This is a genomic window from Pontibacter sp. H249 (assembly GCF_037892465.1).
Lineage (GTDB): Bacteria > Bacteroidota > Bacteroidia > Cytophagales > Hymenobacteraceae > Pontibacter.
Map to the genome: position 1 here is coordinate 432,954 of NZ_JBBKTR010000001.1, position 23,319 is coordinate 456,272.

A 23,319-nucleotide genomic window follows, 5' to 3' on the forward strand; every position below is an offset into this window, starting at 1 on the left:
TTGACTTTTATCCTATGAAGCTAACAGAATGCTAAAAGAAGAACGGCAGGCTTTTATTATAAAGCAGATAAACCTACACAACAAAGTACTTTCATCGGACCTGAGTGTAAAATTAAATGTATCGGAAGATACAGTGCGCAGAGATCTGAATGAATTGGCCGAAAGCGGCAAGATACTTAAAGTACACGGAGGCGCATTATCAAAATCTTTCCATTACCCTTTCCAGCAGGTAGAAGTATACGCCAAGGAATCTAAGAAAGAGATTGCGGCCAAAGTAGTGCACATGCTGCAGGATGGCATGACTGTGTTGGTTGGCGGGGGTACTACTATGATTGAGGTGGCACGTATGATACCGGACTCCCTTAAATGCACGTTCTTCACCGTTAGCCCATTGGTTGCCCTGGAACTGGCAGAGCGTTCTAACAGTACCGTTATACTTTTAGGCGGTCAGCTATCTAAAAACTCTCAGATCATTATTGGTGCACAGGTTATAAACCAGCTGGCAGAGATAAAGGTTGATCTTTGTATACTTGGCACGAACAGCCTTTCCATAGCTGACGGCCTAACCGATTCTGATTGGGAGGTAGTTCAGGTGAAGAAAGCCATGATCCGTGCAGCGAAGAAAACAGCCATTATGAGTATCGCTGAAAAACTGGGCTCTAACCAGAATATGAAAGTATGCGACCTGAATAATATCCATTACCTAATCACAGACCTGAGCCCGAAAGATAATTTCTTGGAAGAGTATAAGAGTACGGTTGCGGTAATCTAAGCTAGGCTAAAATAGAAAAGTATAAAAGCAGCAGGCCCGTTCTTTAGTGGAACGGGCCTGCTGCTTTTATACTTTTCATTCCCAACAACTAATAATCAATAATCAAAACTAGATACACTCATCCAGCAGGTACACTATCGACTCATAATTTCTACCTACCGCCTCTGTCATGGCCATTTCGCAGGTTTTAGCTGAGGAGTAGTAACCATCATATGCACGCTGCTTAACTTCATTTGCCTCAGGCGCTGTGGCAGAAGCTGTTAGCTCCGGCACCAGGAAACCTCTGTCGCCAGCCATGCCGCAGCAGCCTGCATGCATCGGTACCGTTACCTCTTGCGCCAGCTGCTTGGCTATACTTATAAATTTAGTCTCGATGCCCATTTTCTGTACTGTACAAACCGGATGCACCACCACACTCTTTTTCTTTTGCAGTACCGTAGCCTTTGGAAGAATAAAATCAGCAACATAATCTATGCTGTCGATGATCTTAAGCACATCAAATTTTTGCCTGTTTTCCGGCGTGAGTACAGGGCGGCAGTTCTGCAAAGTATAAGTACAGGAGGTAATGTCCAGCACCAGCGGCAAGCGGCCCCTATCGGTCCACTCCCATACTTTGCTGATGGTTTCGTTTGCGGTATAGGCAAAGGCTTTGCTGTACCCTTTAGATGAATAGATCTGACCGCAGCAGGAACTTTGCACATCCTTTGGTATGGTAAACTTGATCCCCACCTTCTCCGACACGCTGATGAATGTCTCAATAATGCTTTTCTTACCACCCTCAGCAGAACCCATAGTACGGGAGATACAAGTCGGAAAGTATACTACCTCTGCTTCGTCTGTTGGTAAATTAGCCTTTGCCATGGCAGTGCCTAAGTCCGGTGCCGGAGCCAGTTGGTTCGTCCATAACGGGAATTCAGGAATGATGCCTTTAGCTGACTTCGTAAGCTTCGCCATCGTATTCACTCCGAAAAACTTATTCATACCTGCTCCGGCTTTTAAGCCAAATTTGACGGTAGAGGCTACTGGTTTAAAGTTTTTAGCAACTAGTAGGGCTAGGTTGTTGGCAAAATCATTGTGGCTTTCGCGGCGCAGGCGTTTTACTAGGTCACCTGTGTTTATATCAACAGGACAAGCGGTGGCGCAAAGGCCATCTACAGCGCATGTATCTAAACCATCGTACTGGTACTGATCCAGCAGCTGGGTATGCTCCTGCTTCTGCCCTTTTCTTTTTAAGTTCAGCAACTCACGACGCACTACAATTCTGCGGCGAGGCGTAAGGGTTATATTGCGGCTCGGGCACTTGTGCTCACAAAAACCACACTCCATACACTTATCAACCTCCTCCTCTACCTTCGGCAGCTCCTTCAGGTTTTGGATGTGTGCATTCTTATCATGGTTGATAATCACTCCCGGGTTCAGCAGGTTCTCCGGATCCACAACCTCTTTCAGCCTGCGCATGATCTGGTAGATTTCCGGCCCCCATTCTGTTTCCACGAACGGGGCCATGTTACGGCCGGTACCGTGCTCCGCTTTTAGTGCGCCTGTATACTTACCCACCACCAGTTCCACCACCTCTTTAATAAAGCGATCATAACGCTCTACTTCCGATGGCGAATCAAAAGCCTGTGTAACTACAAAGTGAATGTTGCCGTCTTTGGCATGGCCGAAAATGATAGCATTAGCGTAACTGTGCTTTCGGAAAAGCTCCTGCAGGTCAAGTATAGCATCCCCTAGTTTAGCAACCGGAACGGCAATATCTTCCAGCAATACTGTTGTACCACTCGCACGCACCGCACCTACTGCCGGGAACATGCCTTTACGCACCTTCCAGAGCAATGCCTGCTCTGTAGGGTTTGTTGTAAATACAGGATGCTCCAATAAAGCCAGCTCCGGTGCCAGCGCCATAAACTGCAGTATCTTCTCTTGCACCTGTGCCGGAGTGTTTGCCTGAAACTCCACCAGCAAAGCAGCAGCCTTTTCAGGTAAGGTTTTAATGACAGCTGGTACACCAGCCATGTGTTCAATAGACTTCAGAGAAGCTCTGTCCATCAGCTCAACAGCCTCTGCCCCGGACTCTGTTAAAGGTACAATGGCCTGGCAGGCCGCGTAGATATCCGGAAAGTATAAAAGAGCCGTGGATTTGGCAGGATAATCCGGAACGGTGTTAAGAACAGCCTCAGCAATAAACCCAAGTGTGCCTTCTGCGCCAATGAGCAGGTGCGCCAGTATATCCAGTGGATGCTCAAAATCTATGAAGGAGTTGACTGAATAGCCTACCGTGTTCTTGGTTTTATACTTGTGCCTGATAATGCCGTGCAGCTCTGGATTATGCTGTATCTGCTGCTTTAGCTCCTCCAAAGTATGGAAAAGCTCCGGGCACTCCGCCTCAAATCTAGAATAATCGGCTTCCAACTCAGTAGTATAGCTGTTGCCGTTCGGAAGTATAAACCGGATATACTTGGTGGTATGGTAGGAGTTTTTGCTCACCCCGCAGCACATGCCGCTGGCGTTGTTGGAAAGTATACCACCCACCATCGCCGAATTTATACTTGCCGGGTCTGGCCCGATTTTACGCTTAAACGGACGCAGGTGTGCATTTACAATTGCCCCGATCACACCCGGCTGCACACGCACCTGCTCCCCATCCTGCTCTACCTGCACTTTGTTCCAGTACTGGCTCAGGTCCACGAGTATACCATCTGTTATAGATTGCCCTGAAAGGCTGGTACCGGCCGTACGAAAAGTAAGCGGGATTTTATGCTGGTGCGAAAAAGCGAAAAGCTGCTTTACTTCGTCCTCCGACACCGGCTGCACCACAGCCTTTGGCCTCAGGTAATAAAAGCCAGCATCAGAAGCGTAGGACACTACATCAATTAGTCGTGCCCTGATGCGCGCTTTTGGCAAAATGTTCTCCAAAAGCTGTTGTATTTCCATGGAGGATCCTCCTTTTAGATTGTCTGTTTAACCTTGCTGCCTCTTTCAGCCTCTTTTAGGGCTTCCATTAATTCACCACCACCCTGCCTGCTTGTTACTAGCAGCATTATAAATGTGATGGCAGCATTAACAACGATCAGCTCAAAACCCATTGCATACCCAAACCAATCTACTGAATTCGTATCCAGGACATAGGTTAGTATCGGCGAGATGATGCAAATGTATGGCACCAGTTTGTCGGCTACGGCACGTTTGTTAGCCATACCAAAAGCGAACAAGCCCAGCAGCGGCCCATATGTATAACCAGCAGCACGGAAGATTGCGTTCACTACAGAGTCATCATTTATCATCCTGAATACCAATATCACCAAAAGCATCACCACTGAAAAACCAATATGCACTAAGTGTCGCGTGCGAATTAACTTGATATCATCGTGGTTGGCTTTTTTGGTAAAGTTTAGGAAGTCTACACAAAAAGAGGTTGTAAGCGCTGTCAAGGCTGAGTCGGTGGTGGCAAAGGTAGCCGCCGTTAGACCTAGCATAAACACGATAGCCGGTAATAAGGCCATGTGATTTAGTGCAATCTCTGGGAACAGGTGATCTGGTGTACGAAGGGCAGTTACATCAATACCTTTAGCTTGGGCAAACATGTACAACATGGCACCAACGCTTAGGAAAAAGATATTGATCGCCACGAAAACCCCTGTAAACGTCAGCATGTTCTTTTGTGCTTCACCAATATTTTTACAGCTTAGGTTCTTCTGCATTAGGTCCTGGTCAAGGCCCGTCATGGCGATAGTTACAAAAATACCTCCAATAAACTGCTTAAAGAAGTGGCTCTTAGTACCCATAAAATCTTCCCAGAAGAACATTTTTGAATACGAGCTTTCTTTTACCGCCTCAAAGGTTTGCATCACATTTAAGTCGAGGCTATTAGCAATAAATACAATAGAAAGTATAACCGAGGAAACCAGGAAAAGCGTTTGTAGTGTATCCGTGATCACAATGGTTTTAAGGCCGCCTTTGTGCGTGTATATCCAGATAAGTATAAGGCATATAGCTACTGTAGCCGCAAAAGGCACATTCCAGGCGTCAAAGATAAATTTCTGCAATACAATGGCCACAAGGTATAAACGGAATGCAGAACCTATTGTGCGTGACACCAGGAAGATCATAGAACCTGTTTTATAGCTCCAGTATCCGAAGCGCTTCTCTAGATAAGTATAAATAGAGATGAGGTTCATGCGGTAGTACAGCGGCAGCAGTACGAAAGCAATTAATAAAAAGCCCACAGCATTGCCCAGCACAAACTGAAAATAGCCAAAACTATTGTTGCTTACGGCTCCTGGCACCGAGATAAACGTTACTCCCGATAAGGCCGTACCGATCATGCCAAAGGCTACGAAGTACCATTTGGAGTTACGGTTGGCTATAAAGAAGCTTGAGTTATCAGAGGCTCCCCTTGAGGTGAAGTACGATATTCCGATCAGTACGGCGAAGTACCCGATAAGAAAAGACAGAAGTGTGATTGGAGACATAGGCAGGTATTTATCACAGCAATAGCAGCAAGATTTGTGCTAAAAGCACGTACCCGCAGCTACTGCCAGAAGATTAAAAGTATAACAAGTATAAAGACTACTTTTTAAGCAGCCTTTTGTAAAGTTAAGAAGAAATCAAGAAGGATTCTATGGCTTGGCGAACGCTACCGTGCTTTTGTAGCAAAGCTGCTGCCGTTTCCTCGTCGGCACCCGTCTCTCCCATCACCATTTTAACGCCGCGGTTGTACAACTTATGGTTGGTAAGCTGCATATCTACCATTTTATTGCCTTTTACGCGTCCTAGCTGTATCATTACACAGGTGCTTAGCATGTTCAGTACAAGCTTCTGTGCTGTGCCGGCTTTCATACGTGTGCTGCCTGTAACAAACTCAGGGCCAACCACTACCTCAACAGGATACTGTGCCACTGCTGCTACCGGGCTACCAGTGTTACAAACAATACAACCTGTAGCTAAACCATGTGCATTAGCAGCCTTTAAGCCACCGATTACATAAGGAGTTGTACCTGAGGCAGCCAATCCAACCACTACATCGTTCTCGTCAATGTCGTAAGCTTGCAGGTCTTTCCATGCCTGCTCGGCATCATCCTCAGCAAATTCCACAGCTTTGCGAATTGCCGTGTCGCCACCTGCAATTATGCCTACCACCCAATCGAAGGGTACACCAAACGTTGGCGGGCACTCTGATGCATCTACTACACCCAAACGACCACTGGTACCCGCACCGATATAAAATAGCCTTCCGCCGGCTTTCATTCTCTCAGCTGTTATGGCTGCAAGCTTTTCTATTTGCGGGATAGCTTTTTCTACGGCAAGCGGAACAGTTTTGTCTTCATTGTTTATATTCTCCAGAATCTCCCTCACAGACATCTTCTCGAGATCGTTATACTTTGAATCTCTCTCGGTTGTAAACTCCATTATATGTAATTATAAATCCCTAAATATACACTTTGCTCCCTTAAAAGAGCAGCTTATTGATACATAAATTCACATTAATCTACGCCAGTCTCAAACTCCAGGCAAGTAATTTTGCCGTCCATGGTGCTTAAAACGACTCTTCCCTTCTCAAGCGGCATGATCGGATTCATGAGCGTGTTAGAGCTTTTATGCTTCCAGATAACTGCACCGGTTTTCCTGTTGACAGCGCTTGCCAGTCCTGAGTGAGAAGGCACAAACACGACATTATTGCTTTCTACAATTGCCGAAGGAGCCAGTTCGTAAGGCAGCTTTAACTCCGACTTCCAGCCTATTTGCATAGTATCAGTCGAAGTTGAAACCCCCAATAGCTCCCCGTCCATAGTTTTTACGTAAACCAAAGCACTATCAGCAGATAATCCCATAGATTCACGAACACGCACGCCCTCCATATGCTTTCTCCAGATCACTTTTCCGGTAGCGGCATCCAGAGAAGTCATGTGCCGGTCTGGGGCAACTATAAAAACACGGTTGTTGGTGGCTACAGGGTAGCAGGCAGCCGGCGAAAACATACGGTTAGCTGAGCCGTTGTTCCATTTCCAGGCTAATTTACCAGTGGCGGCATCCAATGCATAAAAATCGTTACCCCAACTGCCAAAGTATACTTTACCTTTATACACCAGAGGCTTGGTGACTACAAAGTTGTTCACCTGGTCAAAATCCCAAATAAGTTTTCCGCTCTTTAGGTCCAACGCCCTGAAATGGCCATCGGAGGCTCCGATGTAAACAGTATTGTTATTGATAGTTGGTGACCCAAGCACAGGGCGTTGCGCCGCTACTTTCCAGATAAGCTTGCCGTTTTTAGCAGAAAGGCAGTAAATAGTATTATCTGATGAGCCAACTACTACATAATTTCCTGCTACTGCTGGTGTAGAGTATATTTTACCATTCGTTTTATAGCCCCACTTCTTCTTCCCTGTATTCTTGTTCAGGGCATACACCCAGCCACTGGTATTAGTGGCAAAAACCAGATTTTTGGCTGTTGCCGTACCAGCTCCAACGTCGCTGTCGCTTTGATATTCCCAAACTACCTTTACATTTTTGTACTGGTCATTAACGGCAAATGAGGGTCGGTGGTACTGTTTGGCATCTTTCTCGAAGTGATGATTCTCCAGGGGTACCTCTGCCCATTTCTCAAATGTTGCCAGCCCGGGTCTCCTTTCTTCAAAACGAGCTTTACCATCCTCAATGGTCACGATGTTATACCCTCCGTAGCTGGCACTTGCCCTAAGGTTTGAGCGCCCCATTATACTTGGTATGCCATCGTAAGTAAATTTACGATTATTGTGCCCATGCCCATGCAGGATCAACTGCACGTTTCGCTTTTTTAAAAGATCTATGGCAGAGTACCAGTTATTTTGTGAAGAGTCCTGGTGGTAGTGGTTAATGTAGATAACGGGCATCTCAGGATCCTGCATGTGGTTCAGAACTGAGTCCAGCCACACAATATTTTCTCTTGGTACCTGACCTGGCCCCATGCGCATATTGGGTCCGGAACTTGTGCCGGCAAACAAATAGCCATTCTGGGTAAAGGAAAATGTTTCTGCGCCAAATATCGTCAAAAAGGAGTTGCTGCCGCTTTCCGACCAGTTAGAGTCGTGGTTACCCGGAACGATATACCAAGGCTTGTTTAGATTATCTAAAACCTTTTTGGCTAGCTTCAGCTCATCATCGGAGCCGAACTCTGTTATATCTCCAGTAAAAAGGGCAAAGCTTAGAGTGGAGTCTGCATTAATATCGGCGACAGTTCGGCTAAGATCCTCCTCTCCGGTATTGTTACCAATATGTGTATCTGAAACAAACGCAAACTTAAAGGACTGCGCATGGCAGATAACAGTAAGAAGCATCAAAAACAATATCCCCAGACTACCTTTTCTATACATCCAGTACTTAATTTAGTATCACCCAATGGTTTAGAAGTGCTTGGCCATTTTGTTGCTGCCGGAACACCTAATCAGAGACTCCTCTACTTAAAACAAGTAAACGCGCATAAAAGCGCACTACTTTGAAAGTATAAATGTAATAAAATTAATTTATTTTACATATTCATGCAATCATTTTACTTGAATACCGCAAATTCCTGCATAATTAATTTTGAATTGCTCCCGGATATGGCTTACTTTAATATCCATTGAAAATTAAGCTACTAGACGGAGCTGTATTTCCGCCACAGAAGAGGAGAGATAACAGGCATAGTAAAGGGATAAAGTACAGGCAGGCTAGCTTGGTGGCTATAATTTGAATATGATTCTGATTAATACCCCATAACATAACTACTGTAATCCTAATCAATGAAAAGGTTTGCCCTAACTGCTTTATTATTAGCACATCTTCAGCTTTTCAGCATTGTAAAAGCTGAAGATGTGCCCAATGCCAAGTATCTTACTTTTCAAGCTGTTATAGCGATTGCAAAAGAGCAGTCTCCTAAATACCGCTATGCCTCTGTTTTGTTTGAGAATAGGCAATGGCAGTATAAAACCTTTCGATCCAACTTTTTCCCGCAACTAAACTTTAGCGGCACCATTCCGGATTACAATAAAACAATTGAGCCTCGTTTAACAGACAGTGGCAGCCTGATCTTTATCAATACGCACAATGCCAACTCCACCATGCAACTTTCGCTGGGTCAGGAGATTTGGCCTACAGGCGGCTACATTTCGGTAAACAGCCAGCTTAAGCGCATCGATGATTTTCAGGCAAGTACAAATAAGACCAGATACTCCTCTGTACCTGCAACCATTACGTTAACTCAGCCCTTGTTTGGGTACAATTACCGTGCATGGGACCGCAAGATCTCCCCGCTCCGTTACGAAGAGGCAAAACGTGACTACAGAGAAGAGATGGAGGTCATTGCCCAGGAAGCCACTAATCACTTCTTTAACCTGTTGCTTAGCCAGATAAGTTACCAGATTGCAGATAAGAATGTAACCAACAACGATACCCTCTACAAGATTGCATTGAGGCGCTTTGATGAAGGAACTATACCTGAGAACGAGCTGCTACAGATGGAACTTACGCTCCTGAACTCCCGGCAAACCCTGGAACAATCTATACTTGATGTAGAGGCAAACACGCTGAGACTGAAAGTATTTTTAGGCATTACCGATGACTACCCGATACAGCTTATCCCGCCAAGTGAAATACCTGTATTTGAGGTAGATGAAAAAATAGCCCTGGAACAAGCGCACAAGAACAGGCAACAGGTCATCAGCTTTAAACGTGAGCTACTTGAAGCAGAAATGCGCATGGCAAAGGCAAAAGGAGAAACAGGATTTACAGCTAACTTATTTGCCTCTTTCGGGCTCACCCAGCAAGCGCTGGAGATTCAGGAAAGTTACAGCAATCCCTCGGAGCAACAGCGTGTTCGTCTTGGTTTTAATATACCTGTAATGGATTGGGGTAGAACAGATGCGGTTATCGGTACGGCTAAGGCCAATCATACGCTTGTAAAGGCAAATGTAGAGCTTCAGAAAATAAACTTCGATCAGGAAATCTACCTGCATGTAAAGCGCTTTAAGGTACTGCGAAAGCAAATGGAAGGAGCCAAACGCGCCGATGAAATCGCCGACAAACGATACCAGATCACCAAAGCCCGTTACCTGGACGGGAAGATTGGAATCCTGGACCTGAACGTTGCAACAGAAGAAAGAGACAAAGCCAGCCGTAGCTACATCAGTTCGCTGAGAAGCTTCTGGCAAGCTTATTATACCCTCCGCAGTCTTACGCTTTACGATTTTGAAACTGGAATGCCACTCACAGTCGATAATTCAGCAGAGTAGTGTAAAGAGCGCTTATTAATTGAACATAAAGTTAAATAAAGATACCCGGATAGCTTTAAAACGAATATGAAAAGCCTCTCAAAAGTATTTCCCTGCCTGGTTTACCTGGTTATAGCACATGGATTATCCACTGCAAATGCCCAGCAATTAAACTTGAAATGGGAACCACGCGAAGATCTGAACATACTTTTACCTGCCTCTGTGCGCGTATTTGAAGCAAACGGCAAGCTAACAGACGGAGCCAGAGTAAGAGCAGTGTATGCCACAGTAAACCTGAAAGACGAGAATCTGAAGCTGAGGGCGGTTGGCAGCAACACCATCCGCCAGACCACTGAAGAGGCTTACAAGCAACACGATGCTATACTTGCCATCAACGGCGGTTACTTCTCGGCCAACTCCTCGGTAAGTTTGCTTGTTGCTGACGGCGAGACAGTGGCACCGGGCCCGCAGGATAAGGTAACCCGTGGCGCTTTTGGTTTAGTAAACGGAAAACCAGAGATAGTATGGCCCTCTGTACTAGGGCCTGAAAACTTACTTTACAAATATCCTAACCCAAATGATGCTAGCAAAGGCAAGCCTACTGCCAAAGGAGCACAGCGCTGGCTTGCAAATCAGGCGATAGGTGGCGGTCCTGTGTTGGTAAAAAGTGGCAATATCCGAAACACGAGCAAACAAGAAGGTTTTGCCGGAAGCCACCTGATCCGCCACCCACGCACTGCCATTGGTTACCTGAACGAGGAAACCATCCTGATGATGGTAGTAGACGGCAGGCAGCAGGCAAGTGCAGGCGTTACTTTAGACGAACTGGCCCAGATGATGCACGAAGTGGGCTGCTACGAAGCTGTAAACCTGGACGGTGGGGGCTCTTCTGCCATGGTAGCTGCTGATGAGGTGGTAAACATACCTACGGATAAACCCGAAGGCAACCGCAGCAGCTTGCGCCGCAATGCATCTGCCCTGGTACTTACGGAGCAAAAGCCATCTGCAGCGCAGCATATCTTATACTTTGATACCGAAAGCCCCAACTATACCGAAGCAGGCCTCTGGAAAGACAGCAACCACGGCAACTACTATGGCAGCACCCCTTCCAGGTTGGCATCCGGAACCCAAAAGTATAGCAAGGCAGTTTATACTTTTGATGGCATTAAGCGAGGCAAATACCAGCTGGCTTCGTGGTGGACGGTAAACACAACTTCCAATACTGATAAAGCTACCTATGTTTTGCATCATGGCACCAAGGTAGATTCGATCTACCAAAACCAGGCTTCGCTTTCTACCAGCGGCAGATGGAATGTGCTCGGTGATTTTATACTTGGCCCCGGTGATTACCTGGAGCTGGTCGGTAATGGCAGAGAAGGTAAAATAGTAGCAGATGCTGTACGCCTGGTAGCACATAAAAACTCTCCGCAACAGCCTGTGCGTGGCGATCTGCGTATTGGTGTGATCAGCGATCTCAATTCTGGCTTCGGTGCCGCTACTTACGAGTGGCAGGTAGACAGCATCATGAACCGCATTCCGCGTATATGGCAACCAGACCTGGTGATTTGCAGCGGCGATATGGTGGCCGGCATGGGTGTAAAAGATACCACTACCTTAACTAACATGTGGGTCGGCTTCGACAAGTATATTGTACAGCCATTGCGCCAGGCCAATATTCCTTTTGCCTTTACACTGGGCAACCACGATGGGCCACGCTCTTACCCACTCGAGCAAAAAGCCGCTTCCACCTACTGGAATAAACCAACCAGCAACACAGGATTACAGTTCGTAGACCGCAATCATTTTCCGTTTTACTATTCTTTTGTAAAGGACGGTGTGTTCTTTGTTTCCTGGGAGGCATCTTCATCAGAGATAACAGAAGAGAACCTGGCCTGGATGCAGAAGCAGTTTGAAACGCCGGAGGCAAAAAATGCGAAGCTGCGTTTTGTGATGGGCCACATGCCACTATACAGCGTAGCCCAGGAACGTGACTCGAAAGGCAACGTGCTGCAGAACCCGGAAAGGCTGCGCGCACTGTTGCAAAAGTATAACGTGCACACCTACATCAGCGGTCACCACCATGCCTACTACCCGGGCAAAAGAGGAAAGCTTGAACTGCTGAACACAGGTGCTGCCGGCGCTGGCCCCAGAGGCTGGCTCTCGCTGGACAGCGAACCGCAGAACACCATCACGATCATGGATATCTTCTTCGAAAAAGATTCCATTGCCTACACCACCTACGACATTAAAGAGAAAGCTGCCGGCAACATGGCCATATTGGACGACAAGGCCTTGCCAACAGCCATTTTCGGAGTAAACGGTCACTTAGTACGCCGCGACGTTACCATAACTGGAGAAGCAGCTGGTACATTTGCACCCGTAGTAGCTACAGCAACCGGAACAGGCACCGTTACAGCTCAGGTTAAAGGAGATAAACTGCACATTAGCGGGGACTTCAGCAACTTGAGCGGCAAACTTTTGAAAGGAGAAAAGGCCATTGGTTTATACAAGGGCAGAAATACCGAAACCGGCACCTTGCTGCAGCCACTCAAAGTGAAGACTGGTAACAAGCGTAAGGGCAGCTTTAAGACAAGTATAGCGTTAACTGATGACTTGCTGGAGTTACTGGCTGTTGGTGCACTCTACATACAGGCTAACACCGATAAGCACCCGGATGGCGCCTTGCGAACGCAGCTATACCCGGCACAAAACCAGGCTCCTGCTGCTCCTGCACTTACTACCCATAACAGCCGCAACACCTACGCAGTCAGAAATATTGAGGCGCTGTACCAGGTTAAGTGGGATAAGGCCACAGACCCGGAAGGCGACTTTGTTTCTTATACTTACCAGCTTGCCTCTGATGACCAGTTCCAGAACATACTTTGGCAAAAGTATACTGGCCGTGTAAGCTACCTGAAAATGCTGGAGCAGGATTGGTATAAACTACTTGGTGATGCTGCAGAAGGAGAACCAAAAGCCTTTTATCACCGCGTTATCGCTACAGATGGTAAGAACAAAACTTACGGTCCGACTACAGCGCTAAAGCTGATGAAGAGCCATGAGCCGTTGGAGGATTTTATAGAAGTACCGGCTCCAAACTATGTCTTTGCTGGCAAGATAGAGGCCTCCGGTGCAGGCTATGGCGCACAGTGGGACAAACAGGGCAAACTATGGCTGGCAGATTATGCCGGTGCACTTATCGTTAAAAACCCGGATGGCTCTGATGCTTCTTTCTCTCCGCTTAAGTCGGTAAGTATAAAAGGCGAATCCTATACGTTAGGCCCCCTCAACGGCATTGGTGTGGATCTGGACGGGAATATTCTAATAGGCCGCAACCGCCACCTGATCAAGATAAATGCTGCTACCGGCGAGGGTATGGCCGTATGGGAAGTACCTGCTGGGATGCGAGCCATTACTGCACCACGTGCAAACAGTAAAGGCGAGATCTATGCCATGTCTCTTTTTGCCGAAGACCAGAACTACGTGCTCAAGCAAAGCACTACCGATCCTACCACCTTCGACCTGGTACGTACCATTAATTTACCAAACCGCATACTTGCCCGCACCTTCGACATGACTCCGGATGGCCTGACGCTATACTTCCCGAACCCGGGCAGCCCGTCTATCCAAAAGTATAGCAGCAAAGACGGCATCACCTACAAACGAGAAGAGGATATTACCAGCACAGCTGCTGGCTCTAATGCCATACACATTAGTGCCGATAACAAGATCTATGCAGCAGTACGTGCCAGCGGTGTAGTTCCCTCTTCTTTCCACTTTCGCGACGATAACAAAAAAGTGATGTGGACCCTGTCGCTACCAGAAGTAGGCGGTGCAGAAGCCCGTGGTATCGGCGTATCTGCAGACGGCCGTACACTTATTTTCTGCAGCTATGATAATGGTGGCGGTTATTACAAATATGTGCTGCAGGAAGAGAATGGTAGCGCCAAAGCAGGTGGGGCGGCAAAGGAGTAGATAAAGTGTATTCCTGCCTAATTTGTCATCTCGACCTCTGGGAGAGATCTTTTTTAAATTAATACTCTGCTAATCTTAAAAAGACCTCACCCAGAGTTAGAGATGATAGCATAATTTAAAAATTGACAGCATTAAACCCACACTACAGCCAGTCACGAGCGTGGATGCTCACGATATGGAATATTTATTACAAGCAGATACATCATACAAGTGTAGAAATTACCTCACATATGAAAAACCTTACCTCCCTCCTCTTAACCTGCATTCTGCTGAGCTTTATCAGCTGCAAAAGCAGTGAGCCTCCAGTAGCAGCTTCATCAGCAACAAAACAGAGAGTAATTGTTGGGGCTGAGCGCTTATTTACGCCGGAGTACCTGCCCCTGGTTAAAGGCAAGCGGGTAGGCCTGGTAACAAACCACACCGGACTGTTACCTGACGGGCAGCATTTGGTTGATGTACTTCATAAACACCCGGATGTAACGCTTACTGTGTTATTTGGTCCGGAACATGGCATTCGTGGCGAGGAAGATAATCATGTGGCAGATGGTAAAGATTCCAAAACAGGACTTCCGGTAATTTCACTTTATGGTAAAGTAAGAAAGCCTACTGCCGAAATGCTGCAAAATGTAGATGTGCTGATTTTTGACATACAGGATATTGGGGCTCGTTTTTATACGTACATCGCCACCATGAACAACGTAATGGAGGCAGCTGCAGAGCAAGGCAAACCATACCTGGTGCTAGACAGACCCAATGCCATCGGCGGTTTATATGTAGATGGTCCTTCTGTTGTAAAAGATGGCGAACCTGTCAGCAACCAGACTCTGCTTCCTGTAACACACGGCATGACAGTAGGTGAACTGGCCATGATGTTTAACGGCGAACGTGCAGCTAAAAATCTGCCACAGGCTAAACTTACCGTTATCCCGATGCAGCACTACAACCGCAAGCAATGGTACGACGAAACAGGCCTGCCCTGGATAAAGCCGTCACCCAACATGCTGACGCTTACAACTGCGGCTGTGTATCCTGCTACCTGCTTGCTGGAGGGTACCAACGTCTCTGAAGGCCGTGGCACACTACAGCCGTTCGAACGTATCGCCACCACCTGGACCAACGGGGAGGAGCTGGCAAAGCAGCTAAACAGCTATCAACTGGCAGGAGTAACTTTCAGGCCTGTTACGTTTGTGCCTGATAGTATTGTGGATGGCATCAAGATTTACCCGCCTAAGTTTATGGGGGAACAATGCAACGGTGCCGAAATGATAATAACAGACAGAAGTACCTTTGAATCGGCAAAGGCTGGTGTGTTTATACTTCATGCGCTTAAAACGCTATACCCTGAACAACTGGAATGGAAAGAAGCGCGCATGGATCGCCTGTGGGGAACATCTAAAGTAAGAGAGCAGCTACAGGCGGGGCTAGCGCCGCAGGAGGTCGTAAAGAAATGGGATAGCGAACTGGCGTACTTTAAAAGTGTTAGGAGCAAGTACCTGCTTTATTAGGATCAGTTAATTGAAAAGGTTCATTGATGGTGTATGCTGCCAATGAACCTTTTTTTACTAACAAACCCAGTCACAATTAACCCACCCCTCCCAATTGGGTGAGTTTACACGTCACAACATCTCATAAATAGAAACAGGATTAAAAGTATAAACCTTACTTCATCAATTTTGGATCAACATAAGTGCCGTAGCGGCTGGCATTGCCCAAGCGCCAGTAGTACTGGTAAAGTATAGAAGAAGCCTCTTCCATCACACGCTCTGCCTGCCTCTCTACCTTATAGCTTTCCATCATGGCAATGGCATAAGGCCGCTCCTGCAGTTCCACAATAGCCCACTCCGTCGAAACCCCATTAAGTATACCCGGCTTGAAAGCGATGGAAACATTGACTGGTATACCATCTGCCAGCCTGCTTGTTTCACGGGTTGTTTTGCGTAGCGTGGCTACTATATCGCCGGAGACTTTCTTATTGATAAATTCACCTTTGTAGAGCAGCTCCAGCATACTTGCTGCCTCTGCTGGCGTAGAGATGTTTTCTTCTCCCCTGGCTGATGCGGCTGCATTGATCATCCGGCGCTGCACTTTGGTATGTTGTAATCCTAAGCTTTTTAAAGTAGCATTGATGTTCTCCATGCTTACCAGCTCGATAAGTGAGTTTGTGGCGGTATTATCGCTTAAAGCAATCATCAGGGTGCCCAGGTTACCAATTGTGAAGTGCGTGTCCTCTGCCAGGTCCTTTATAATGCCGGTGCCACCCACAACATCAGCCGGCTTTATCTTTCGCACATCCGTTAAGGCAAACTTCTTCTGGTGCGCCTGCTTGTGTACCTCCATCAGTATAGGTACTTTAATGGCACTTGCCTGCGGGAAAAGTATGTTCTCATTAATGGCAATTCTTTCTCCTGTGGTCAGATCTACAGCAACCAGACCTGTTACAGCCGGAGATTTTGTTAGGAGTTCACGCAACCGCTCTTCGGTTTTCTGGCGAAGTATGGACTGAGGTATGTTTTGGGCTGATGCTGTAACTGCTAGTAATTGAATAATCAATAGTATGACAGGGAGCTTTTTCATGAGGAGGAATCTTTTATTAACCACAAAGGCGCAGAGAAATACGCTAAGTCTGCAAGGGGAATTTGATATTCAAGGTAGCAACATTTGCTTATTCTTTAAACTACTATTTACCCTCCGCTACCAGTTTCTGGAAGTACGGAATCCGGGTGTATAGTTTAGAGCCTGGGCAAAGTGTGGAGGCGTAGTCTTTGTGTGCTCCCAGGCTGTCGGCTGGTATTTTATACTTTTTGGCTAATGCGGGCACCAGTGCCTCCAAGGTTCTCATTTGCTGCGGGGTTATTTCCTCTTCCTCAAAGTTACCTTCCACTACAACAAGTAAATGCCCTGTCGGGTCGTAAGCTGTATTAGAATCGCCGGCGTAATTTATGTCTCTTCCTTCTGCTACTTCCCCGTGCACATCTACATACAGGTGGTATGGTATATCGGCCCAAGGCTGCTTAGTTCTGCCATCTCCCAGTTTACTTTCTTCCTGCGAAAATTTCTGCAAGGATTTCATTTTATCCCTCAGGCTTTTGTCTGGCAGCTGCTTAGTAGCTGTATGGTGGATGGTAAGCTTTGTAAGTTTGTGGCTGCGCATAGGCAACACAGGCGCATTGGCTCCCCAATCACTTCTAGACAAGTAGTTTGTACTTTCAGGCACCAGCTTTTCGACTGTTGTTGCAGTTGTTGTAGCTGCTGGCTTTTGGCAGCTTACCATAACTCCAAAAATCAAGGCTAATAGTATAGTTCTTTGCATTTTGTACTATTAAATTGGCCGCTAAACCAATTGCAAAGTATAGCAGCCGAGTTTATAGATATTAAATTATAGCACATCCTCCAGCCTCACAAACCGATATCCTTTGCCTTTCAATTGCTCCAGGAGTTCATCTAACCTGTTATAGAACTTATCTGTGCGCCGAGGATCGGTGCCTATGTGCAGCAGCAGCATGAAGCCATTGAGTCCGTTTGGATCCTTTGCTTCGTAGGAAAGTATAGACTCCAATATGGTTTCTGAACTCACATAGCGGCTGCCCATTTCTGGCCAGGTATAATCTGCTGCAGAACGGGTGCCATGGGTAAAGTTTACCAGCTGCAGTCCTTCCTGCTCGGTCCAGCTGCTAATGCTGCGGTTGTACCACTCGTAAGGAGGCAGAAAGTATGGCGCATCTTGTTTACGGATGCCATACTTTGCCATCTTCTTGTAATTGGCCCTCAGGTCGGAGCTGAACTGCTCTTGCGTTACCAACAAACTATCGCGTTTTGCCCAATCGCAGTACAGCAGGTGCTTATCAGAGTGCGCCCCCAGGTAGTGACCGTCTTTCTTGAGTTCTTTGATCAGGCTTTTAAAAGCTGGATTAGCATAGAAGTTGCCTGTAAAGAAGAAAGAAGCCTTTGCCCCGTGCTTCTGCAGCGTTTGTTTTATACTTTCGCCGCCGTTTGCATACTCATCTCCTGTAAAAATCAGCGCAATCTCCTTCTCCGACACATCGCCCCGCACAATGGCACCGTGGGCATCAATAACTACTTTTTTACCTGAGCACCCTCCCTGGCACTGTGTTCTTTTGCTGCTAATAGGTAGATAAGCGATGCTGTACCGTCCATGGTAGGTTCATTGGTGCTGTAGTCGCCGTAATCATCGTGGTACACCACCAGATCCGACTGGAACTCCGCATATTCATCGGGCGCGTATAGTTTGATGCCGATCAGCTTACTGTAAATGCTACCGTACACAGGACCATCCACCAAACCGCCATCAATTGGGTACTTGTATAGCTGGGTAAAGGCAGAGTGAGGATCTACAGGCGTATCGCCGTTTGCGGGCAAACCAAACACCATGCTCGTGCCCCAGGGGTTACAACCAAACAACCAGTCGAAATTTGCCTGCTCCAGTTCTGCATAAGTCTGGTCGCCGCTTAGGTCGCGGTACAGGTAGCTCTGGATGGCAAAAGATGTGGTCAGGTTGTTGGAGCACCAGATAAACGGAATGCCACGGTAAAATGCATTGTTCTTAGCCTTGGTAAAAACACGCTCTATGCCTTTTTTGTAAAAGCCAATCAGCTCCTGCTTTGTTTTATTGTCTGATTCTTTGGCCAATTCAAAATGTCCGAAGTTATGGAACGGGTACCATTGGTAGTGGCGTGCTGTGTCGGCTCCCATCCACGGGGTTACTTTTTCCTGAAGCCCGTACGTATAGGCCTGCTTAAAAAACTCCTGATTGCCGGTAAGCTGGTACAGTGCTGCTGCCCCTAGCTGCATATCGTCTACCCAGTTGTCTTCTTCATAAAAATAGGGTGCACGGTTAGGCGCTGTCTGGCAAACACCCGGTTTAGCTAAACCAAGCTTGTAAGCCGACTGAGCCTTTTGCCCGAACAGGCTGGACAACTCTTTATCATTCCCGCTATAGATTTGGGAAGCAAGAGCGAAGGCACTTGCAAATTTACCTGCTGTAGAGGCTACCCCTGTTGACCTGTTTTGAAACTTGCCCAAACCTTGTGGTTTGCCGGTGGCAAAGTATACTGGTCGAGCTCTGCCCAGCCCATAGTCTACGCTGTCGTGGTTGGGCAGGCGCATTTTCTGGTGGTCACGGTCATCGGCTAGCTGGTTGAACAGCCAGTCTTCGCGCGGGTGCAGTTTCAGCAGCCAGGTTAGTCCCCAACGTGCCTCGTCCAGCACATCGGCCACACCGTTTGTACCTTCCAGTCCGTTGCCTTGGTGCTTATCCGTAAACACGCCCGGAAAATCGCGGTAAGCAGCCAGCAGGTGGTACGTAGCATTGGCAGAGGTGGTAGCATACTGCAGGTAATCAGAGGCATCGTGCCATCCTCCAGAAACATCGATAATTGTACTGTCAGGCATCGGGCCATACATGGTATAACCATCTGCTGTGTGGCAGGAATCTTTCAAGTATGGGTTAAAGCCGCTACGTTGCTGGCGCATGTAACGCAGGGCAAAATCGGCTGCACCTTTATATACATCGGCATCAATCTTGAAGACCGGAGACTTAGCCACGCCTGCTTTTAGATAGTAGCTACCTGGTTTGCTAAACGCAGTAAAATTTAACCTGTAAGATTGTGTAAATGGACCGTATCCTCCAAAAGCCTGACCAGCCTTGCCTTTAAAAACCACTTTATTTGTGGTGGCATCAACCAGTTCGAAGCGCTTCAGCTTTTCGCTGCCTTTGCTTCCCCAAACGGCGACCTTTATTCCTGCAGGAGTATAGCCTAATTGGTTGATGCGTATCCAAGCCGGACCTTTGGCAGTTGCAATCTGCTCATCGTAGGTAACTGTTGCTCTATTCGAGAAACCAATGGCATTTGCCGTCAGGATAAGTGCGCCCAACACAAGGGCCAGTAAAGTCTTTTTCCTGTTCATAATTGAAGTTTGTTAATGGAGAGAATGTGGATAATTTATACCTGATAATTCTGTTACGCCCTCGCCTCATATACTATTGGAACGAGGACGTGACAGTTTGAGCGATATCAGAACTTTGCCTTCAATGCGTTCGAAGGTATACTTTCATTCTTCAGCCTGTCAATAGCAGTTATTACATACTGGTACCTTTGGCCTCTTCTGATCGTTTCGTCCTCATAGTACGTCAGGTTCTTATCAAAGCTTATCTTGATGATGTTCTTCGGATTCTGTAGGTCAATTTGCTTGCCTTCCTCGAAGCGGTAAATCACGTAGCCGAACACCTGCTCGTCCTGTGGCTTTTCCCACTCCAGCTTTGCTTTTTTATTTGATTTAAAGATAAGGAATTTCTTTTCGCGAAGTTCAGACGGAGCTGCAGGTGCTGTATCATCGAGCCACTGCATTTGTGGTTGCAAGGCAGGGTAACAGTAGAAATCGTGCTGCAACGAATCCCTGAAGCCAGCCAGGTTGTTTGTAAGCGACTTAGAACTGAAGTATACACTGCCCTGCACCAGTGGGTTATCACGCAGGTAGCGTACTTGGTTAGGCAGCTGTTGCTTGTCGCGCCAGCCCTCACGGTCTTCCATGGCACGGTAAACGCCCTGACCTATGTACACATGCTTGCCAAAGGAGTTTGTAGCCCACCAGTCCAGCAGTTTCTCGTAAGGAGCAGGCTTATAACCAAACGGAAAGTATAACTGCGGATTTACGTAATCAATCCATCCCTCTTGCGCCCATTTACGGGCATCGGCATAAAGTGCACTGTAACCGGAAAGCCCATTGCTCTCTGAGCCTAAAGAGTCTTGTGCCATGTTACGCCAGATACCGAATGGGCTGATACCGAACTTCACGTGCTTCTTCTCGGCATGTATGTTTTCTGACAGCGATTGAATCAGCACGTCCACGTTATTGCGGCGCCAGTCTTCTATCTTGTCGAAGCCCTGCCCATACTCTTGGTAGGCAGCAGAATCTGGCAATGTCTCTTTACCAGGGTATGGATAGAAGTAGTCGTCGAAGTGTATTCCATCCACATCGTAATTGCGCACAATATCCATGATCACATCCACTATGTATGCCCTAACTACAGGCAAGCCTGGGTTAAAGTATTTTTTGTCGCCGTATGCAAAAAACCAATCAGGCATTTTACGGGTGATATGGTCTGTGCTGGTAAGGGAGTCAACAAGGCTGGTTGTTGCACGGTAAGGATTTATCCAGGCATGAAGTTCCATGCCACGTTTGTGCGCTTCCAGTATGGCAAACTCCAAAGGGTCGTAAAAGGGCTCAGGCGCATGCCCTTGTTTACCTGTTAAAAAGCGGCTCCACTGCTCACGGCCTTTTGCATAAAAAGCATCTGTAGAAGGACGCACCTGCAGCATAATGGCATTTATACCTGTTTTCTGATGCTCATCCAGTATCTGTATCAGCTCCTGCTGCTGGGCTACTGCATCTGCTCCAACCAGGGGTTTAGAGGGCCAGTCTATGTTCTGTACTGTTGCAATCCAAACGCCGCGGAACTCTCGTTTAGGGGAAGGCTTACCTCCCTGAGCAGATACCACAGCACTTGCCAGAAGTAAGCTAAGTAGAAGTGTAATTCTTTTAATCATTGGATATACTTTTAATAAAAAGCCCTCCAGGCTTGTGGCCAATGGAGGGCTTTTTAAACTATTAATTAACCAATTACCAACCAGGATTCTGCTTTAATTCTACACCCTTGTCAGCATACAACTTGATCTGGTCAAGTGGCAGCGGGCTCAGGTATACTTTGGGGTCGACGAACAGACGCTGTGAAGCTGCAGCTGTTGCAGGGATTATATATCCTTCGGCACCTTCAGTAAGCGTTACACTTGACTGTAATTTAGGATAGTCAGCTTTTTTGATCCAGGCGCCTCTGTTAATGTCAACATTAGCCTTTGTATCAACATATTCTAGCTTTTTCCATCTTCTCAGGTCGTCCAGTCTGAAGCCTTCCATCATCAGTTCAACTCTACGCTCACGACGGATCTCCCAAATTAGTGCAGGTACGCTAGGGTCTCTGGCAGGATCGTCGTAAGTAACACCATTAACAGCTGGCTGGTTACCCTGTACCTGTAAGGCAGGCATTTTGATACCAGTTCTTGCTCTTAATTTATTAACTGATATATCTAGGTCAGCCTGAGAAAGTGCAGTGCCTCCAAGTGTCGCAAGCTCAGCAGTAGCCTCAGCATAGTTAATCAGCACTTCTCCATATCTGATAACAGGCGCATCAGTTGGGTTAAGGCTTGAGCTACCTTCCGGCTGATCCTTGATAGCATCGTTAAGGAATTTATGCGTAGCATACCCTGTAGTAGAGTAATTGCTGGCGATACCGTTCAGGCGCAGCTCAGTGGTTACAAATGTTTCCTTAACACGTGGGTCTCTTGCTTTAAATACATCAATGCCTTTATCTCCCTGATATAGCGGAGAGATAGCAACTGGCAGTCCATCCTCAGCAAGATATGAGTCAATAGCATCTTTAGAAACACCAGTTTGAGGCTCTTTGTTGTTGTAGCTATTAAGTGCGTGCGTTAAGGCACCTGGCTCATATTGTCTGTAAAGTATAGCCTCTGAATTGCCTGCCAAGTTAAGTGAGTTGAATACACTTCTGTAGCTTGGTGCAAGAGAATATCTACCAGAGTTGATCAACTGCTCCGCAGCCCATTTAGATGCCTCTAAATACTCCGCAGCTTTAGCTGTATTGTTCAGGTGGTATTTCTGCCATGTACCTTCGAACAGGAACACACGTGACATAAATGCCAGCACAACATCTCTGTTCACCGTCAGTCCTTTTGTACCATCTGTCAATCTTACATTCTCCGCTGCGAATCTGAAATCTGCCAGCACTTTGTCCATTACAAGCGTACGTTGGTCACGTGGCTTATACAGTTCCTCAGTGTCGGTTTCCTTCAGTTCTTTGTCGAAGTATGGCACATCTCCAAATGTGTTAACCAGGTTGGCATATTCCATCCCACGGAAGAAACGGCCAACACCTGTCCAATGTGCTTTTGCCTCATCAGCCATTGGCACGCCCTGAACTCGGTCGATGAAAATGTTTGCTTTTCTTACCCAGGCAAATGTCCAGCCGCCGCCAGAGGCAGGAACGTTTTGCGTAAACTGTGCTGGACTAGACGGAGCAAAATCATCATTCAAGCTTTGACCAGAGAAGTAACCACCCCAGGCAAAACCAGATCCGTAACCTGTAAAGTAGTTTGGATAGAAACCGTAAGAGAAAGTCCTAACGTTATCTTCGCTGGTCCAGTAGGTTTGATCCGTTAATTGGTCAATTGGCGGAACCTCCAGAAAGTCTTTATCGCAACTGAAAAGAGTTGTCGCAAAGAGTGCTAATACAAATATCTTCTTTTTCATTACTAT

14 protein-coding genes are annotated in these 23,319 nt (G+C 46.8%); 4 read left to right on the plus strand and 10 right to left on the minus strand.

Translation table 11 applies throughout. The annotated features are described in order from the left end of the window. Positions 1–28 precede the first annotated feature (28 nt). Positions 29–772, plus strand: coding sequence for a DeoR/GlpR family DNA-binding transcription regulator (locus WG943_RS01715; RefSeq protein ID WP_340406418.1), 744 nt, complete (start codon positions 29–31; stop codon positions 770–772). Between the two features lie 108 nt (positions 773–880). Here the strand turns inward: WG943_RS01715 and WG943_RS01720 are convergent, their stop codons facing one another. The 4 genes from WG943_RS01720 to WG943_RS01735 form a co-directional block, all read right to left on the minus strand. Further along, the gene (locus WG943_RS01720; RefSeq protein ID WP_340406419.1) at positions 881–3,706 is read right to left on the minus strand and encodes an FAD-binding and (Fe-S)-binding domain-containing protein; all 2,826 of its coding nucleotides are present in this window, start codon (positions 3,704–3,706) and stop codon (positions 881–883) included. Between the two features lie 14 nt (positions 3,707–3,720). Further along, on the minus strand, positions 3,721–5,244 hold the full coding sequence (locus WG943_RS01725) for a sodium:solute symporter (protein ID WP_340406420.1): 1,524 nt from the start codon (positions 5,242–5,244) through the stop codon (positions 3,721–3,723). 124 nt (positions 5,245–5,368) lie between these two features. Further along, positions 5,369–6,181, minus strand: coding sequence for an N-acetylmuramic acid 6-phosphate etherase (gene murQ, locus WG943_RS01730; protein ID WP_340406421.1), 813 nt, complete (start codon positions 6,179–6,181; stop codon positions 5,369–5,371). 74 nt (positions 6,182–6,255) lie between these two features. Further along, positions 6,256–8,121, minus strand: coding sequence for an outer membrane protein assembly factor BamB family protein (locus WG943_RS01735; protein ID WP_340406422.1), 1,866 nt, complete (start codon positions 8,119–8,121; stop codon positions 6,256–6,258). Positions 8,122–8,529: 408 nt separating this feature from the next. Between WG943_RS01735 and WG943_RS01740 the strand changes: the two genes are divergently transcribed. From WG943_RS01740 to WG943_RS01750, 3 genes are all read left to right on the plus strand, one after another. After that, positions 8,530–10,017 carry a TolC family protein gene (locus tag WG943_RS01740; RefSeq protein WP_340406424.1) on the plus strand — a complete coding sequence of 496 codons (1,488 nt, stop codon included), beginning with the start codon at positions 8,530–8,532 and terminating at the stop codon, positions 10,015–10,017. Between the two features lie 66 nt (positions 10,018–10,083). Further along, positions 10,084–13,971, plus strand: a complete 3,888-nt coding sequence (locus tag WG943_RS01745; protein WP_340406426.1) for a phosphodiester glycosidase family protein — start codon at positions 10,084–10,086, stop codon at positions 13,969–13,971. Positions 13,972–14,201: 230 nt separating this feature from the next. Beyond that, complete coding sequence (locus WG943_RS01750) at positions 14,202–15,476, plus strand: exo-beta-N-acetylmuramidase NamZ family protein (RefSeq protein ID WP_340406427.1); 1,275 nt, start codon at positions 14,202–14,204, stop codon at positions 15,474–15,476. Between the two features lie 154 nt (positions 15,477–15,630). Here the strand turns inward: WG943_RS01750 and WG943_RS01755 are convergent, their stop codons facing one another. From WG943_RS01755 to WG943_RS01780, 6 genes are all read right to left on the minus strand, one after another. Further along, on the minus strand, positions 15,631–16,545 hold the full coding sequence (locus tag WG943_RS01755) for a serine hydrolase (protein WP_340406428.1): 915 nt from the start codon (positions 16,543–16,545) through the stop codon (positions 15,631–15,633). 103 nt (positions 16,546–16,648) lie between these two features. Further along, on the minus strand, positions 16,649–17,281 hold the full coding sequence (locus tag WG943_RS01760) for a peptidoglycan recognition protein family protein (protein WP_340406430.1): 633 nt from the start codon (positions 17,279–17,281) through the stop codon (positions 16,649–16,651). Positions 17,282–17,347: 66 nt separating this feature from the next. Then, entirely contained in the window at positions 17,348–18,010 is a 663-nt protein-coding gene (locus WG943_RS01765) for a polysaccharide deacetylase family protein (protein ID WP_340406432.1), read from the minus strand. Positions 18,011–18,045: 35 nt separating this feature from the next. Then, positions 18,046–19,896 (minus strand): glycoside hydrolase family 9 protein, encoded by a 1,851-nt coding sequence (locus WG943_RS01770; protein WP_340406434.1) that lies wholly within the window; start codon positions 19,894–19,896, stop codon positions 18,046–18,048. A 107-nt stretch (positions 19,897–20,003) separates the two neighbouring features. Then, a complete protein-coding gene (locus tag WG943_RS01775) occupies positions 20,004–21,536 on the minus strand; it encodes a glycoside hydrolase family 10 protein (protein ID WP_340406435.1) in 1,533 nt (510 codons plus the stop codon). A gap of 73 nt (positions 21,537–21,609) precedes the next feature. Then, positions 21,610–23,313, minus strand: coding sequence for a RagB/SusD family nutrient uptake outer membrane protein (locus WG943_RS01780; protein WP_340406437.1), 1,704 nt, complete (start codon positions 23,311–23,313; stop codon positions 21,610–21,612). Positions 23,314–23,319 lie beyond the last annotated feature (6 nt).